A 16,121-nucleotide genomic window follows, 5' to 3' on the forward strand; every position below is an offset into this window, starting at 1 on the left:
GAGGCTCGCCGGCTTGCACATGCAACGGCTAACGCAGGCCCCACTTTAACCGAAACCGTCACGCCGCCAATATCGGGGTCGATGCGAATGCGCGGCAGACCGCCAAACTGTTGCGATTCGGTCGCGAACGTGCTGCGAACCCGCCGCGAACCGGCCGGGAGCTTACGCCGGCCATTGCCCGGCAGGGGTCGGTGCGGCGCCCGGCAGCCGGCGCGCATAACCGGTAAAATGCGCACCCATGAAACCGGAAACTTGGCTGCCGCACGTGACCGTCGCGGCGATCGTCGAGCGTGACGGGCGCTTCCTGCTGGTCGAGGAACACACGGCCGCCGGCCTGCGCCTGAACCAGCCCGCCGGCCATCTCGAGGCGGGCGAATCGCTGCTGGAAGCGGTGGTCCGCGAAACGTTCGAGGAAACCGCCCATCCGTTCGCGCCCGAAGCGCTCGTCGGCATGTACATGACCCACTTCGAGCGGCCGGACCGCCCGGGCACCACGTACCTGCGCTTCACCTATTGCGGCGCGGGTGGCGAGCCGGACCCGGCGAGTTCGCTCGATCCCGACATCGTCCGCACGCTGTGGATGAGCGCCGATGAATTGCGCGAGTGCCCCGAGCGGCATCGCACGCCGCTCGTGATGCAGTGCATCGACGATTACCTGGCCGGCCGGCGTTTCCCGCTCGACTTCGTCCATACCCATTCGGTCGGGCCGAAGCGATAAGGCCGTCACGAGCGGCCCCCACAAGATCCATGCAGTCATGCAGCACCCAGTGAGTACCTTATGAGCAAGCGTAAAGTCGTAGTAGGCATGTCGGGCGGCGTCGATTCGTCGGTTACCGCGTGGCTGCTGAAGGAACAGGGCTACGACGTGGTCGGCCTGTTCATGAAGAACTGGGAAGACGACGACGACAGCGAATACTGTTCGACGCGCCAGGACTGGATCGACGTGGTGTCGGTCGCGGACCTGATCGGCATCGACGTCGAGGCGGTCAACTTCGCGGCCGAATATAAAGACCGCGTGTTCGCCGAGTTCCTGCGCGAATATTCGGCCGGCCGCACGCCGAACCCGGACGTGCTGTGCAACGCCGAAATCAAGTTCAAGGCCTTTCTCGATTACGCGATGTCGCTCGGCGCGGAAACCATCGCGACCGGCCACTATGCGCGCGTGCGCCAGAACCACGAGCGCGACGGCCGCTTCGAGTTGCTGAAGGCGCTCGATCATACGAAAGACCAGTCGTACTTCCTGCATCGGCTGAACCAGGCGCAGTTGTCGAAGACGCTGTTCCCGCTCGGCGAAATTCCCAAGACCAAAGTGCGCGAGATCGCTGCGCAGATCGGCTTGCCGAACGCGAAGAAGAAGGATTCGACCGGCATCTGCTTTATCGGCGAGCGGCCGTTCCGCGACTTCCTGAACCGCTACCTGCCGACCAAGCCGGGTCCGATGAAGACTACCGACGGCAAGACCGTCGGCGAGCACATCGGCCTCGCGTTCTACACGTTCGGCCAGCGCAAGGGCATCGGTCTTGGCGGCAGCAAGGACGGCAGCGGCGAGCCGTGGTTCGCCGCGGGCAAGGATATTCCGACCAATACGCTGTACGTCGCGCAGGGGCACGATCATCCGTGGCTGCTGTGCCATACGCTGTCGGCGGGCAACACGAGCTGGGTCGCGGGCGAGCCGCCGGCCGACGGCTTCGCGTGCGGCGCGAAGACGCGCTACCGGCAGGCCGATGCGGCGTGCACGTTCAACGCCGCGGCGGCAGGCGGTTCGGGCGATGGCCTGTTCGAGCTGACCTTCGACGCCGCGCAATGGGCCGTCACGCCGGGACAATCGGCGGTGCTGTACGACGGCGACGTATGCCTCGGCGGCGGCATCATCGAACACGCGATGACTGGGCAACCGGCCGAGCTGCCGCTGGATCAGGCGCCGAAGCAAACTCGCGCGCAGCGTCGCAAGCAGACGCATAAGCCGAAGCAGCCGCACCGCGCATCGCAGGACGAGCCGCAAGCCCCGCGGCAAAAAGCGGCGCTGCTCGGCGCGCGTTGAGCGATGCGTAGCGGCGCGCGCGGCGGGTCACGCCACTCCGACACGCGCGCGCCGTTCATCCTCGCCGTTCATCCTGTTTTCCCCACCTGGCGCGGTCACACCCGCTTCACCTTCGCGTGCGACGCTCGGCTTCCATTCGCAGGACTCATCTTCGAGCTTCGCCGGTCCACGCCGCGCCGTGACCCGCAGCCGCCAGTTTTCCTTCGCGGCGGATACCGCCCGCGCCCCTCGCGCGGACGATCCCGCCGCAATGATCTTCACCGCACTGGAGTCCCCATGTTTTCTCGACGCTATCTGGCCATGTGGTGCGCAATCGCGCTCGCCGCGGTATGTGCCGCGCTCGCCACGACGCATCGCCTGTCGTGGTTCTGGATCATCGTGCCGGCCGCGCTCGTCGCGCTCGGCGTGTTCGACCTGACGCAACAGCGCCACGCGATCCTGCGCAACTACCCGCTGTGGGGCCACCTGCGTTTCATTTTCGAATTCATCCGGCCGGAGATCCGCCAGTATTTCGTCGAAGACGACACCGACGAAAAGCCGTTCTCGCGCGCGCAACGCAGCATCGTCTACCAGCGCGCGAAGAACGATGTGGATAGCCGCCCGTACGGCACCGAGCTCGACGTGAAGGCGGTCGCGCACGAATGGATCAGCCACTCGCTCGCGCCGACCAGGCTCGACGGTCACGACTTTCGCATCGTCGTCGGTCCCGATCGCGCGCAGCCGTATTCGATGTCGATCTTCAACGTATCGGCGATGAGCTTCGGCTCGTTGTCAGCCAACGCGATCATGGCGCTGAACCTCGGCGCGAAGAAAGGCAACTTCGCGCACGACACCGGCGAAGGCTCGATGTCCAAATATCATCGCGAACATGATGGCGACATCATCTGGGAAATCGCGTCCGGTTATTTTGGATGTCGTAACGACGACGGCACCTTCAACGCCGAAAAGTTCGCGAAGCAGGCCGCCGAGCCGCAGGTGAAGATGATCGAGGTGAAGCTGTCGCAAGGCGCGAAGCCGGGTCATGGCGGCGTGCTGCCGGCCGCGAAGATCACGCCCGAAATCGCCGAGACGCGCGGCGTGCCGATGGGCCGCGACTGCATCTCGCCCGCGACGCACTCCGAGTTCTCGACGCCGCGCGAGCTGCTCGAATTCGTCGAACGGCTGCGCACGCTGTCGGGCGGCAAGCCGACCGGCTTCAAGCTGTGCATCGGACATCCGTGGGAATTCTTCGGGATCGCGAAGGCGATGCTGGAAACCGGCATCCTGCCGGACTTCATCGTCGTGGACGGCGCGGAAGGCGGCACCGGCGCGGCGCCGCTCGAATTCACCGATCACGTCGGCGTGCCGTTGCAGGAAGGTCTGCTGCTCGTGCACAACACGCTGGTCGGCATCGGTTTGCGGCAGCACATCCGCATCGGCGCGAGCGGCAAGATGATCACCGCGTTCGATATCGCCAAGACGCTCGCAATCGGCGCCGACTGGGTCAACGCGGCGCGCGGCTTCATGTTCGCGGTCGGCTGCATCCAGGCGCAGACCTGCCATACCGGCCGTTGCCCAACCGGCGTCGCGACTCAGGACCCGGTGCGCCAGCGCGCGCTGGTAGTGCCGGACAAGGCCGATCGCGTGTTCAACTTCCACCACAACACGCTGCACGCGTTGCAGGAGATCATCCAGGCCGCCGGGCTTCGGCATCCGGCGGAACTGCGCGCGCATCACATCGTGCGGCGCGTGTCGTCGCATGAGGTGCGGCTGATGTCGGAGCTGCTCAAGTATCTCGAACCGAACGACCTGCTGAACGGCAACTTTCGCTATACGCTGTTCGAGAAGTACTGGCCGATCGCGCAAAGCGATTCGTTCTCGCCGAAGGCGGAGCTGGCGGCGAGCTGAGTGCGCGCGGAGCCTCGCCGCGCCGCCTGTCGCCCAAAAGCCGCATCGCGGTCCGTCCGCCCCCGCAAAACGGGCCGCCCCCCTTCCTTTCCGTTAAAATCTCGGGTTTAGCACTTCGCTCCACGGCCCGCTCGCGCGCTTAGGCGCGCGCCGCACGGCCCCCCATGCCCGAAAGGCACTTCATGCTCACGTTTCAGCAAATCATCCTGACCTTGCAGTCCTACTGGGACAAGCAGGGCTGCGCGTTGCTCCAGCCGATCGACATGGAAGTCGGCGCGGGCACGTCCCACGTCCATACGTTTCTGCGGGCAATCGGCCCCGAGCCGTGGCGCGCCGCCTACGTGCAGCCGTCGCGCCGCCCGAAAGACGGCCGCTATGGCGAGAACCCGAACCGTCTGCAGCACTACTACCAGTACCAGGTGGTGCTCAAGCCCGCGCCGGAAAACATTCTCGACCTGTACCTCGGCTCGCTCGAAGCGCTCGGCTTCGACCTGAAGCAGAACGACGTGCGTTTCGTCGAGGACGACTGGGAAAACCCGACGCTCGGCGCGTGGGGTCTCGGCTGGGAAGTGTGGCTGAACGGCATGGAAGTGACACAGTTCACGTACTTCCAGCAGGTCGGCGGTCTCGACTGCAAGCCGGTGCTCGGCGAAATCACCTACGGTCTCGAACGCCTCGCGATGTATCTGCAGAAGGTCGAGAACGTCTACGACCTCGTCTGGACCGAGTGGGAAGAGCAAGGCCCGAACGGCCCCGAACTGCGCCGCCTGACCTATGGCGACGTGTATCACCAGAACGAGGTCGAGCAGTCCACCTACAACTTCGAGCACGCGAACGTCGATCTGCTGTTCACGTTCTTCAACAGCTACGAAGCGGAAGCGAAGCGCATGATCGATGCGCAGATCGCGCTGCCCGCCTATGAACTCGTGCTGAAGGCCGGCCACACGTTCAACCTGCTCGACGCGCGCGGCGCGATTTCGGTCACGGAACGCGCGGCGTACATCGGCCGGATTCGCGCGCTGTCGCGTCTGGTCGCGCAGGCCTACTACGACTCGCGCGAAAAGCTGGGCTTCCCGATGCTCGGCAATCCGGTGCATGGCGTGCCCGGCCTCACCACCGACGAGCAGGACGCCGCGATGCCCGCGTGGGCGCCGCCGCTGAAAGTCGAACGCAAGATCGACCAGGACTGACGAGAACTTCAACCAATGACTCAATCTCAACACGCTACCCTGCTCGTCGAGCTGCTGACCGAAGAACTGCCGCCGAAGGCGCTCGCGCGTCTCGGCGACGCCTTCGCCGAAGGCATTGCGCAGCGCCTCGCGGCGCGCGACCTGATCGAAGGCGAACCGTCGTTCGAACGCTTTGCCACGCCGCGCCGTCTCGCGGTGACGATTCACAACGTGCGCGCGGTCGCGCCCGAAAAACACGTGCGCGAAAAAGTGCTGCCGGTTTCCGTCGCGCTCGATAAAGACGGCCAGCCCACCGCGCCACTCGCGAAGAAACTCGCCGCGCTCGGCTTCCCCGACTTCACGGTGAGCGACCTCGAACGCGCGCAGGACGGTAAAGCCGAAGCGTTCTTCCTGCGCTACGCGGCGCCGGGCGCGACGCTCGCCGACGGCCTGCAAGCCGCGCTCGACGAAACGCTCGGGAAACTGCCGATTCCGAAGGTGATGACGTATCAGCGCCCGGACGGCTCGAGCGTGCAGTTCGTGCGCCCGGTGCATCGTCTAACTGCGTTGCACGGCGAACAGATCGTGCCGGTGAGCGCGCTCGGCATCGACGCCGACGACACCACGCTCGGCCACCGTTTCCTGTCCGAAGGCTTCGTGCAGATCCAGCACGCGCAGTCGTATGCCGAAACGCTCGAACACCGCGGCCGCGTGATCGCGAGCTTCGCCAGGCGCAAGGAAGCGATCCGCTCGCAGCTGCTCGCGCATGCCGGCGAGGACAAGGTCGTGATGCCCGAAGCGCTGCTCGACGAAGTGACGTCGCTGGTCGAATGGCCGGTCGTCTATGAGTGCCGCTTCGAGGACGAATTCCTGCAGGTGCCGCAGGAATGCCTGATCCTGACGATGCAGACCAACCAGAAGTACTTCGCGCTGACCGATGCGAATGGCAAGCTGCGCTCGCGCTTTCTGATCGTGTCGAACATCGAGACGGCGACGCCGGTCGAAATCGTCGAAGGCAATGAGCGCGTGGTGCGTCCGCGTCTCGCCGACGCGAAGTTCTTCTTCACGCAGGACATGAAGAAGCCGCTCGCGGATCGCGTGCCGCTGCTCGCGAACGTCGTTTATCACAACAAGCTCGGCTCGGCGCTGCAACGCGTGGAGCGGCTCGAAGGGCTGGCCGGCGCGATTGCCGCAATGACCGGCGCCGACGTCGCGCGCGCGACGCGCGCCGCGCGTCTCGCGAAGGCCGACCTGATCACCGACATGGTCGGCGAATTCCCCGAGCTGCAAGGCACGATGGGCACGTACTACGCGCGCCACGACGGCGAGCCGGAAGAAGTTGCGCTCGCGTGCTCGGAACACTATCAGCCGCGCTTCTCGGGCGACGCGTTGCCCACCACCGAGACCGGCACCGTCGTCGCGCTCGCCGACAAGCTCGAAACGCTGGTCGGCATCTGGGGCATCGGTCTGCAGCCCACCGGCGAAAAAGACCCGTTCGCGCTGCGCCGTCATGCGCTCGGCGTGCTGCGCATCCTGATCGAGAAGCAGTTGAACGTCGACTTCGTCGATCTGCTGCGCATCGCTTATGCGCAATTCGCCGGCATGCCGAACGTCGCCGATTCCACCGAAGCGATCTACGAGTTCAGCATGGACCGCCTGCGCGGCCTGCTGCGCGAACGCGGCTACGCGACCGGCGAAATCGACGCGGTGCTCGCGCTGAACCCGACGCGGCTCGACGACATCGTCGCGCGCCTCGACGCGGTGCGCGAATTCGCGTCGCTCGCCGAAGCGGCATCGCTGGCGGCGGCCAACAAGCGGATCTCGAACATCCTGAAGAAGTCGGAAGGCGTGACGAACGGCGGCGTGCAGCCCGGCTTGCTCACCGAAGCAGCGGAGAAGGCGCTCAACGAGCAGCTCGAACAGGTGACGCCGCGCGTGCAATCGCAACTGGCCGTGCGCGACTACACCGGCGCGCTGACGGCACTGGCCGCGCTGCGCGAGCCGGTCGACACGTTCTTCAACGACGTGATGGTCAACGCGGAAGACCCGGCGTTGCGCGCGAACCGTCTGGCTCTGCTTGGCGCGCTGCATCAGCAGATGAACTGCGTCGCCGATATTTCCCGACTCGCCGCCTGAGCACCGCGCCATGCCGATCAAGAAAGTGGTGATCCTCGACCGCGACGGCGTGATCAACGTCGACTCCGAAGCGTTCATCAAGTCGCCGGACGAATGGGTTGCGCTGCCCGGCTCGCTGGAAGCGATCGCACGCCTGAACCAGGCGGGCTATCGCGTCGCGATCGCGACGAATCAGTCGGGCATCGGCCGCGGCCTGTTCGACATGGACGCGTTGAACGCGATGCATCTGAAGATGCACCGGATGGCGGCAGCGGTCGGCGCGCGCATCGAAGCGGTGTTCTTCTGCCCGCATACGGCGGAAGATCACTGCGAATGCCGCAAGCCGAAGCCCGGCATGCTGAAGATGATCGCCGAGCGTTTCGAGGTCGATCCGGCGCATACGCCGACCGTCGGCGATTCGCTGCGCGATCTGCAAGCGGGCGCGGCGCTCGGTCATCCGACGCACCTCGTGCTGACCGGCAAGGGCCGCAAGACCCTCGCCGCGGGCGGCCTGCCCGAAGGCACGATCGTGCACGACGACCTGCGCGCGTTCGCGCTCGACTTTCTCGCCGACGCGCAGGAATAAACGCGCACCACGCGCTCCCAACCCTCACCGACCACGCCGATGCGCTTTATCCGTTCCCTGCTGCTGCTGATTTATTTCGTTGTGGTCACGGTGCCGTACGCGACCGCGTGCATCATCGCGTTTCCGTTCCTGCGCGCGGAAAACCGCTACTGGATGGCGGCCGGCTGGTGTCGCCTGACGCTGTGGGCGGTGCGCTTCCTGAACGGCATCCGCTACCGCATCGAAGGTTTCGAGAACCTGCCCAACGGCCCGGCCGTGCTGCTGTCGAAGCATCAGTCGGCGTGGGAAACGATCGCGTTTCCGGCGATCATGCCGCGCCCGCTGTGCTACGTGTTCAAGCGCGAGCTGTTGTATGTGCCGTTCTTCGGCTGGGCGCTCGGCATGCTGAAGATGGTCCACATCAACCGCAAGGAAGGCAAGTACGCGTTCGAATCGGTCACGAACCAGGGCAAGGCGCGCATGGCCGAAGGCGCATGGGTCATCATGTTTCCGGAAGGCACGCGCACGCCGACCGGCAAGCAGGGCAAGTACAAGACCGGCGGCGCGCGCTTTGCGATCGCAACCGGCGCGCCGGTCGTACCGATCGCGCACAATGCGGGTCGCGTGTGGCCGCGCAACTCGTTTACGAAATATCCGGGTATAGTCACGGTGTCGATTGGCAAGCCGATCGAAACGACGGGGCTCACGCCCGACGAAGTGAACACGCGCGTCGAACAGTGGATCGAAGCCGAAATGCGCCGCATCGATCCAACTGCCTACAGCGCGGCGGCTAACGACTCCGCCGCCGCTCCCATCTGACGCGCCACGCTCTCGAAGCCCGAGGGCGTCTTGCGCGAAGCGAAGCCGATGCAGAAGTCTCCCACGCCGCAGCCCGCCGCGGCGCTCGAAAACCGGCAGCTCGATCTCCCGCTCTTCGCCGAGCCGGGGTCGACGTCGTCGACTCCTTCACCTTCCACGCCGGGCTCGTCCGGCACCGCGCCGGCCCGGCCGCCCGTCGCGCCGCTCGCGCCGGACGGCAGCAAGCTGCGCAGCCTCACCATCGGTTCACGCACGCTGCATTACGCGCTCAAGCGTTCCGCGCGCCGCTCGATCGGCTTTGCGATCGATAGCACCGGCCTCACCATCACCGCGCCGCGTTGGGTCACGCTCGCCGATATCGAAACCGCGATCACCGAAAAACAGCGCTGGATTTTTACGAAGCTGATCGAATGGCAAACGCGCGTCGAACAGCGAGCGTTGCCGAAGATCGATTGGAAAGATGGCGCGGAAGTGCCTTACCTCGGTCAGCCGGTGCGCGTGACGCTCGGCGCGCCGCAAGGCATGCTCGCGTTCAGCGCCGAGCACGGCGCGCTGCAATTGCCGCTGCCGTTGCAAGCCGATCCGCAGCAGATCAAGGATCGCGTGCAGGGCTGGCTGCAAGGCGAAGCGAAGCGGCTGTTCGGCGAACGTCTCGCGATCTACGCGCAGAAGCTCGGCGTCAACTATCGCTCGTATGCGCTGTCTTCGGCGGCGACACGTTGGGGCAGTTGTTCGAGCGACGGCAAGATCCGCCTGAACTGGCGGCTCATTCACTTTCCGCTATCGATCATCGATTACGTCGTCGCGCACGAGTTGGCGCACCTGCGCGAGATGAATCACAGTCCGCGCTTCTGGCAGACGGTCGAATCGATTTTTCCGGAATTCCGCGAGGCGCGGCAGACACTGAAGTCGCATCCGCCGGAGTTGTTGCCGACGCTTTAAGGCCGGGCGCTATCTCTGCGAGAGCGCTTTCGCGGACTGCAACAGATCGTCGAGCATCACGCCGCGCCTGTCCGGGCTCGTGTCGCGGCCAGTCATGAAACATAGCGCTGCGATCGGCAGTCCCGCACGGTCGCGAATCGGCGCTGCCATACAAAGCCTGAACGCGTTCGAAAGTCCTTCGGTGCAGCAGTAGCCTCGTTCTTTCGCGGCCTGCACGTCCTTCAGGAATTCGTCGAATTCGATGCTCGCCCCGTTGTCGAGGACGAAGTCTTCCGGCGGAATCAGCGCGCGGATCTCGTCGGCGCTCAGGTGACCTAGCAGCAGACGTCCCGTCGCGGTCCAGGGTATCGGCACTCTCACGCCGATGTCCGAACTGATGTTGAATGGCCGTGCACTGTGCTCGGACAACACGACCGTGTACTTGTTGCCTTCCAGCATGCACAGCTGCGTGGTCTCGTCGTACTTTCTCACCAGTCCCAGAATGGATTGATGCGCGCGGCTGATCAAATCGTTGTGCGTTGCGTAGTCGGACCCGTAGTAGTGCATCTCGCGCCCAAAGAACACGCTGCCATCCGTGGCGGTCTCGAGCCAGCCCACTTCCGTGAGAATCGCGACCAGCTCGTAAATACTCGATCGCGGCGCACCGGTTGCCTCGATCAGTTCGCGCATCGTCAGCGGGCGTTGGGCGATATGCAATTGCCGGAACATCGCGATTACGCGGTCCACGCCTCTCGCCCGAGACGATTCAGTAACAGCCATGCGTTCACTCCGTAATGCGTTGATCCGCGTTGATCCGACCGTCAATGGTCGAGAACTCGATGCAGAAACTGCCGGGTGCGTTCGTTCGACGGATTGACGAAGATCTGCTCCGGATCCCCCTGCTCGGCGATGACGCCCTTGTCCATGAAGACGACGCGGTCAGCGGTCTTGCGGGCAAAGCCCATTTCATGCGTGACGACGACCATCGTCATGCCGTCGCGCGCGAGCCCGCGCATCACCTCGGTAACCTCGCCGACCAGTTCCGGGTCGAGCGCGGACGTCGCCTCGTCGAAGAACATGATGCCGGGCTCGACCGCGAGCGCTCGCGCGATCGCCACGCGTTGCTGCTGACCGCCCGAGAGCTGGCTGGGATAGTGTTCCGCGCGGTCCGCGAGCCCGACGCGATCGAGTGTCTCCATCGCGCGCTTGCGCGCGTCGGCCGGACTCATGCGGCGCGCCTTGATCAGCGCGAGCGTGACATTGCCGAGCGCGGTCTTGTGAGGAAACAGATTGAACTGCTGAAAGACCATGCCGACGTGGCCACGAATCTCCCGTGCCCGACGCGGATCATGCAAGGGCACTTCGTTGACCCAGACCTCGCCGGAATCGGTGGTCTCCAATCCCGCCATGATTCGCAGGACCGTGCTCTTGCCCGAGCCGGACGCGCCGATCAGCACCAGCACTTCACCCGAGCGGACCTCGAGATTGATTTCGTTCAACACCCTGGTCGAACCGAATGCTTTGCTGACGCCCGTCAGTGAAATGATCGGCCTGGTTTGGCTTTGGTTACTCACGACAATCTCCTGCGGTCATGGTGGCGCACCCATTGCGAAAGCGGGAAGCACACGGCGAAGTAAATCAGTGCGACGAGTCCATAGATTTCCACCGGCTTGCCGATCCGGTCGACGATCGCCTGGCCACCGTGCATCAGCTCGGACATTCCGATCATGCTGACGATCGAGGTGTCCTTGATGAGCGACAGATACTGACCGATGAGAGGCGGCAACACGATCTTTCCGGTCTGAGGCAGCACGACGAACGAGAACGCCTGAGCCCGCGTGAGGCCGAGGATCTGCGACACCTCCCATTGACCTTTGGGTACCGCCTCGATCCCCGAGCGGAAAATTTCGGCGATATAGGCACCCTGATAGACGCTCAAGCCAATCGCGCCGGCAGCGAACACATCGATCGCATAACCGAAGTACGACACGCCGAAATAGATCAACATCAGCGTGATCAGCACCGGCGTGCCGCGAAACAGCTCCGTATAGAGTCTGGCGATGCGGTCCGTGCCCCACGGTCCGAACGATCGCAACACCGCGGCGAACAGGCCAATGAGCGTGCTGCCCACGATGGACGCGATGGAGAGCAACAGCGTCGTCACCAGACCCTGCAGCAGGATCGATAGACTGGTTTTCAGCAATTCGACTGACATGATCCAACTCCAATCCGGGAATCAGGCCCGCTTCGTCCGGCGCAGAAAGCCTGTCCCGAAGCCGGTGCGCGCCGGCAGGGCGAGGGGAGGATGAAAGATCCGCGCGCCGAGCTGGCCCGCAAGCCAGGACAGCACGTTACTGAGCACGAGATACGCGACGAGCGTCACGCTGAACGTCTGCAGGTAGAGAAGCGTTCGCGAGTTGATCACGGTCGCGGTGCCGGTCAACTCCGGCAATGCAATGGCGGACAGAAGCGACGTGCCGAGCAGCAACTGGATCAGGTAGTTGACGATGGCCGGATAGACCGCGCGCGTCGCCTGCGGCAGCACGACCTCGACGAAGATCTGCGCGCGTTCGAGGCCGAGAATGCCGGCAGCCTCGAGCTGGCCGCGCGGCACCGACTGTATGCCAGCGCGGAACACTTCCGACAGGTAAGCACCGACATTGAGGCCGAGCGCAATGACGCCGGCCCAGTATGCGTCGAGCGAAATACCCGCGGACGGCAGACCGAAGAACACGATGAAAATCTGCAGGAGGACAGGCGTATTGCGGATGATTTCAACGTAGCCACGGGCGATCCACCGAAGCAGTGCGAGCGGAGAAGCGCCGGCGAGCGCGGTCAACAACCCGAGGACTAGCGCCAGTACGAAGGCCAGCACGGTCACCTGCAACGTCAGCCAGCTCGCGCTCAAAAACTCGGGCACGTAGCCCCACAAAGTCAGCCACTCGTAACTCATCTCATGCTCCCCATCGTGCGGGTTTCACTGCCGCGCTTCAAAACTGCGGATTGAGCGGATAGCGCGGATCGGTGCCGAACCACTTGTTGTAGAGCTGCGCGTTGAGCTTCGACGCATTGACGTTGAAGAGGAACAGATTCAGATAGTTGAGCCATTCCTGATCGCCAGCCTTGACGCCGAACGCGTTGTATTCGAGCGGGACCAGCGCTTCGTTCGTGACGGCAAGCTCAGGATCGAGCTTGGCCTGATACGCGAGGAAGTTGTTGTCCTCGATCATCGCGTCGGCCTGCCCCTGCTTGACGGCAAGTATCGCGGCCTGCGAGCTGTCGTATTCCTGGATCTTGACGGGGATATTCAGCGAGCGAACTTCATCGCCATTGGTCGACCCCTTGACCGTCGCGATCGTGCGACCGCCCATGTCCTTGATCGACTGAATGCCGCTGCTTTTCTTGACCAGCAGTGCTTCGCTGGCAACCACGTAGGGCGTCGTGAATTCGATCACTTTCGCGCGCTCCAGATTACGCGTGAAGTTGCAGAACACGACGTCCACTTTGCTGGTCTGCAGATTCGGAATCCGGTTCGCGCTCGTCGTATTCACGACCTCGAGCTTCACGCCCATCTGCTTCGCGAGTTCCTTCGCGAGGTCCACGTCATAGCCGTCCGGCTGGCCGTCCTTGTTATAGAACCCGAACGGCGCGAACGTCAGGCAGTCCCCGACGCGCAGCGTGCCTCGCTGCAACACGCCCTGAAGCGTCGACGGAGATGCCGCCGCGCTCTGCTCCGGCGTGGCGACCTTGGTGCAGCCAGTGATTGCGAGCAATCCAGCAACAGCGAACAGAAGGGCGGTTTTGGCGCCTCGCTTCATGGGCGGGGGTCCTAAGCGGAGAAGAGAGTTCCGGGGCGGACATATCGGCTTCAGCGCCTTTCGGCATGCCTGAAAATTCGCCGGGTCACGCATCGTTTGTCCGATATATCAGACTGATATCTGACGAACCGGATTGATACTGAGTGTTGGACACTAATATCGAACCCGCAACCGGACACAAACCCTTATTGCCCACACCTTTTTGTTGAAATAAGTCCGAGCGGATTCCATGAGGCGCATCCTGTCCGGGCTGGCCCGCGCCGTCTCGACCTATCAGGCAATCATTTACAATTCACGCAGGTCAATGCATTTATCGACAAACTGTCAAAGGAGTACTCATGCGTATCCTGCATACCATGCTTCGAGTCGGTGATCCGGACGCCTCGATCCGTTTTTACACCGAAGTTCTCGGCATGCGCCTGCTTCGAAAGAACGACTACCCGGACGGGAAGTTCACTCTTGCATTCGTCGGTTACGAGGACGAATCCGAAGGCGCGGCAATCGAACTGACCTACAACTGGGACACGAGCAAGTACGAGCTCGGAACCGGGTACGGTCACATCGCCCTCGAAGTCGACGACGCCTATGCGGCGTGCGAACAGGTGAAGAAACGTGGCGGCGTCGTGACGCGCGAAGCGGGACCCATGAAACACGGCACGACGGTCATCGCCTTCGTCGCCGATCCGGACGGGTACAAGATCGAACTGATCCAGAAGAAGGGACGAGTCGACTGACTCGAGTTCAACCGTTCACGCTGGACACTTTCGGAAACGCATGCGCCCGCTATCCAGATTCGGGCGAGGCGCCAGAACGACCATAAAGACCGGCTTCACGTTGTACCCGCGGATGTGCTGCCGGGCGTATTCGCCCGGCAATCCTGTCTCGCGCCGGCACTATCAAAAAAAAGCCGACTATTCACGACATGAGCACGACCACCGCCCTACCCGCGCGCCGCGCGCCGGATAGCTTCGCGATCCTGTTGATGATCGGCCTATGCGCAATCTGGGGACTTCAACAGGTCGCGATCAAGACCACCAATGCCGCGGTGCCGCCGGTCTTTCAGGCGGGGCTGCGCTCGACGATCGCGGCGCTGCTCGTGTGGGCATGGGCACGCTCGCGCGGCACGCCGCTCTTTCGCGACGACGGCACGCTCGGTGCGGGCCTGCTCGCCGGGGTACTGTTCGCGGCCGAGTTCGTCTGCATCTTTTTCGGCCTGACGCTGACGAGCGCGTCGCGCATGGCGGTCTTTCTGTATACGGCGCCGTGTTTCACGGCACTCGGCCTGCACTGGTTCGTCGATGGCGAACGCATGCGGCGCATCCAATGGCTCGGCATCGTTGTCGCGTTCGCGGGGATAGCACTCGCGTTCGCCGATGGCTTCCTGCACCCGGACGCCGGCGCGGCAGCAAGCGTAGCCCACGGCTCGACGCTTGCGGGCGCGGCCGGCGATGCGCTCGGCGTGCTCGCCGGCATCGCATGGGCCGCGACCACGGTGGTCGTGCGCGGCTCGCGGCTGGCGCAGACGAGCGCGAGCAAGACGCTGTTCTATCAGTTGACGGTGTCGGCGGTGGTGCTGCTCGCGCTGGCGCTCACGCTCGGCGAAGTGCGCGTGGAAAGCGTGACGCCGCTCGCGTTCGCGAGCCTCGCGTATCAGGCTGTGATCGTCGCATTCGTCAGCTATCTGTTGTGGTTCTGGCTGTTGACGCGTTACATCGCATCGCGGCTGTCGGTGTTTTCGTTCCTGACGCCGATGTTCGGCGTGACCTTCGGCGTGCTGCTGCTCGGCGAGTCGTTCAGCGCGCGCTTTCTGATCGCCGCGCTGCTGGTGCTGACCGGTATCGCGCTCGTCAACGCGCCGGCAAAACGATAAGCGGCTCGACGGCGGCGCGCCGCCGTCGTCAAACGTTGAGGCTATTCCGGCGCCGCGGCCGAGCGCGCCGCCACCGCCTGCGCCACGCTCACGTATTCGGCAACCGGCACGTCCTCCGCGCGGCGTTGCAGATCGAAGCCGAGTGCATCGAAATCGACGGTATCGCGCAGCGCGGCAAGCGTGTTGCGCAGCATCTTGCGACGCTGCGAGAACGCCGCCGTCACCACCTCGCCGAGCACGTTTTCATCGACTGCCGGCATTTCGTGCCGCTCGTACGGGATCATCCGCACGATCGCCGAATCGACCTTCGGCGGCGGCTGGAATGACTCGGGCGGCACGTCGAGCTGCTTGTCGATCACGTAGCGGTATTGCAGCATCACCGACAGGCGACTGAACGCCTTCGTGCCCGGTTCCGCGACCATCCGCTCGACCACCTCGTTCTGCAGCATGAAGTGCTGATCGATCACGCGGTCCGCGAAGGTCGCCAGATGAAACAGCAGCGGGCTCGAAATGTTGTACGGCAGATTGCCGACGATGCGCAGCGACGCCTTGTCGCCCGGTGCCGCGAGCGAGCCAAAGTCGAACTCGAGCGCGTCGCCCGAGTGCAGTTCGAGCAGGTCGCCGAACTTCGTCTTCAGACGGCCGATCAGATCGCGGTCGAGTTCGACGGCGTGCAGCGGCGACTCGGGCGTCGCGAGCCGCTCGATCAGCGGCTCGGTCAGCGCGCCGAGGCCCGGACCGATCTCGACCATGCGCTCGCCGCGCTGCGGCCGGATCACGTCGACGATCGAATCGATCACGCCCATGTCGACCAGAAAGTTCTGACCGAAACGCTTGCGCGCGAGATGGCCCTGGTGCCGGCCTTGCTGTCTGCTGGTGGACATCGAAGAAACGCTAGAAAGAAAACTGCTTGAGA

At 63.9% G+C, this 16,121-nt stretch carries 17 protein-coding genes; 10 read left to right on the forward strand and 7 right to left on the reverse strand.

Annotated elements, in window-relative coordinates; genetic code table 11:
- Positions 1–238 precede the first annotated feature (238 nt).
- Together ACLFKU_RS03075 and mnmA are read left to right on the forward strand one after the other, a co-directional pair.
- Positions 239–718, forward strand: a complete 480-nt coding sequence (locus ACLFKU_RS03075; protein WP_410848133.1) for an NUDIX hydrolase — start codon at positions 239–241, stop codon at positions 716–718.
- Positions 719–778: 60 nt separating this feature from the next.
- Entirely contained in the window at positions 779–2,041 is a 1,263-nt protein-coding gene (gene mnmA / locus ACLFKU_RS03080; RefSeq protein WP_410848134.1) for a tRNA 2-thiouridine(34) synthase MnmA, read from the forward strand.
- Between the two features lie 27 nt (positions 2,042–2,068).
- Here mnmA and ACLFKU_RS03085 read toward each other — a convergent pair whose 3' ends face one another.
- Positions 2,069–2,302: a hypothetical protein gene (locus ACLFKU_RS03085; protein WP_410848135.1), complete on the reverse strand. Its 234-nt coding sequence runs from the start codon at positions 2,300–2,302 to the stop codon at positions 2,069–2,071.
- 15 nt (positions 2,303–2,317) lie between these two features.
- On the opposite strand from ACLFKU_RS03085, the gene ACLFKU_RS03090 reads away from it, so the two are divergent.
- The 6 genes from ACLFKU_RS03090 to ACLFKU_RS03115 all read left to right on the forward strand — a co-directional run bounded on the left by ACLFKU_RS03090 (position 2,318) and on the right by ACLFKU_RS03115 (position 9,538).
- A complete protein-coding gene (locus ACLFKU_RS03090) occupies positions 2,318–3,928 on the forward strand; it encodes an FMN-binding glutamate synthase family protein (RefSeq protein WP_410848136.1) in 1,611 nt (536 codons plus the stop codon).
- A gap of 182 nt (positions 3,929–4,110) precedes the next feature.
- Positions 4,111–5,118 (forward strand): glycine--tRNA ligase subunit alpha, encoded by a 1,008-nt coding sequence (gene glyQ / locus ACLFKU_RS03095; RefSeq protein ID WP_013088411.1) that lies wholly within the window; start codon positions 4,111–4,113, stop codon positions 5,116–5,118.
- Positions 5,119–5,133: 15 nt separating this feature from the next.
- Positions 5,134–7,233, forward strand: a complete 2,100-nt coding sequence (gene glyS, locus ACLFKU_RS03100; protein WP_410848137.1) for a glycine--tRNA ligase subunit beta — start codon at positions 5,134–5,136, stop codon at positions 7,231–7,233.
- Positions 7,234–7,243: 10 nt separating this feature from the next.
- Positions 7,244–7,798 (forward strand): D-glycero-beta-D-manno-heptose 1,7-bisphosphate 7-phosphatase, encoded by a 555-nt coding sequence (gmhB, locus tag ACLFKU_RS03105; RefSeq protein WP_368584506.1) that lies wholly within the window; start codon positions 7,244–7,246, stop codon positions 7,796–7,798.
- A 39-nt stretch (positions 7,799–7,837) separates the two neighbouring features.
- Positions 7,838–8,596, forward strand: coding sequence for a lysophospholipid acyltransferase family protein (locus ACLFKU_RS03110; RefSeq protein WP_368584505.1), 759 nt, complete (start codon positions 7,838–7,840; stop codon positions 8,594–8,596).
- A 48-nt stretch (positions 8,597–8,644) separates the two neighbouring features.
- Positions 8,645–9,538 carry a M48 family metallopeptidase gene (locus tag ACLFKU_RS03115; RefSeq protein WP_368584504.1) on the forward strand — a complete coding sequence of 298 codons (894 nt, stop codon included), beginning with the start codon at positions 8,645–8,647 and terminating at the stop codon, positions 9,536–9,538.
- Positions 9,539–9,547: 9 nt separating this feature from the next.
- On the opposite strand, the gene ACLFKU_RS03120 is transcribed toward ACLFKU_RS03115, so the two are convergent.
- The 5 genes from ACLFKU_RS03120 to ACLFKU_RS03140 are packed head-to-tail and all read right to left on the reverse strand — an operon-like array spanning position 9,548 to position 13,335.
- Entirely contained in the window at positions 9,548–10,297 is a 750-nt protein-coding gene (locus tag ACLFKU_RS03120; protein WP_410848138.1) for an IclR family transcriptional regulator, read from the reverse strand.
- Positions 10,298–10,338: 41 nt separating this feature from the next.
- Entirely contained in the window at positions 10,339–11,091 is a 753-nt protein-coding gene (locus tag ACLFKU_RS03125) for an amino acid ABC transporter ATP-binding protein (RefSeq protein WP_309235086.1), read from the reverse strand.
- Positions 11,088–11,732, reverse strand: coding sequence for an amino acid ABC transporter permease (locus tag ACLFKU_RS03130; RefSeq protein WP_368584502.1), 645 nt, complete (start codon positions 11,730–11,732; stop codon positions 11,088–11,090). Before ACLFKU_RS03130 ends, ACLFKU_RS03125 begins: the two co-directional genes overlap by 4 nt.
- 21 nt (positions 11,733–11,753) lie before the next feature.
- A complete protein-coding gene (locus ACLFKU_RS03135; RefSeq protein ID WP_368584501.1) occupies positions 11,754–12,470 on the reverse strand; it encodes an amino acid ABC transporter permease in 717 nt (238 codons plus the stop codon).
- A gap of 37 nt (positions 12,471–12,507) precedes the next feature.
- The gene (locus ACLFKU_RS03140; RefSeq protein ID WP_410848139.1) at positions 12,508–13,335 is read right to left on the reverse strand and encodes a transporter substrate-binding domain-containing protein; all 828 of its coding nucleotides are present in this window, start codon (positions 13,333–13,335) and stop codon (positions 12,508–12,510) included.
- 338 nt (positions 13,336–13,673) lie between these two features.
- Between ACLFKU_RS03140 and gloA the strand changes: the two genes are divergently transcribed.
- Positions 13,674–14,069 carry a lactoylglutathione lyase gene (gloA, locus tag ACLFKU_RS03145; RefSeq protein WP_410848140.1) on the forward strand — a complete coding sequence of 132 codons (396 nt, stop codon included), beginning with the start codon at positions 13,674–13,676 and terminating at the stop codon, positions 14,067–14,069.
- Between the two features lie 188 nt (positions 14,070–14,257).
- A complete protein-coding gene (locus ACLFKU_RS03150; protein WP_410848141.1) occupies positions 14,258–15,205 on the forward strand; it encodes a DMT family transporter in 948 nt (315 codons plus the stop codon).
- 41 nt (positions 15,206–15,246) lie between these two features.
- Here ACLFKU_RS03150 and rsmA read toward each other — a convergent pair whose 3' ends face one another.
- Positions 15,247–16,089: a 16S rRNA (adenine(1518)-N(6)/adenine(1519)-N(6))-dimethyltransferase RsmA gene (rsmA, locus tag ACLFKU_RS03155; protein ID WP_410848142.1), complete on the reverse strand. Its 843-nt coding sequence runs from the start codon at positions 16,087–16,089 to the stop codon at positions 15,247–15,249.
- Between the last annotated feature and the right edge of the window lie 32 nt (positions 16,090–16,121).

It is taken from the genome of Paraburkholderia sp. EG304, from assembly GCF_046543485.1.
GTDB lineage: Bacteria > Pseudomonadota > Gammaproteobacteria > Burkholderiales > Burkholderiaceae > Paraburkholderia > Paraburkholderia youngii.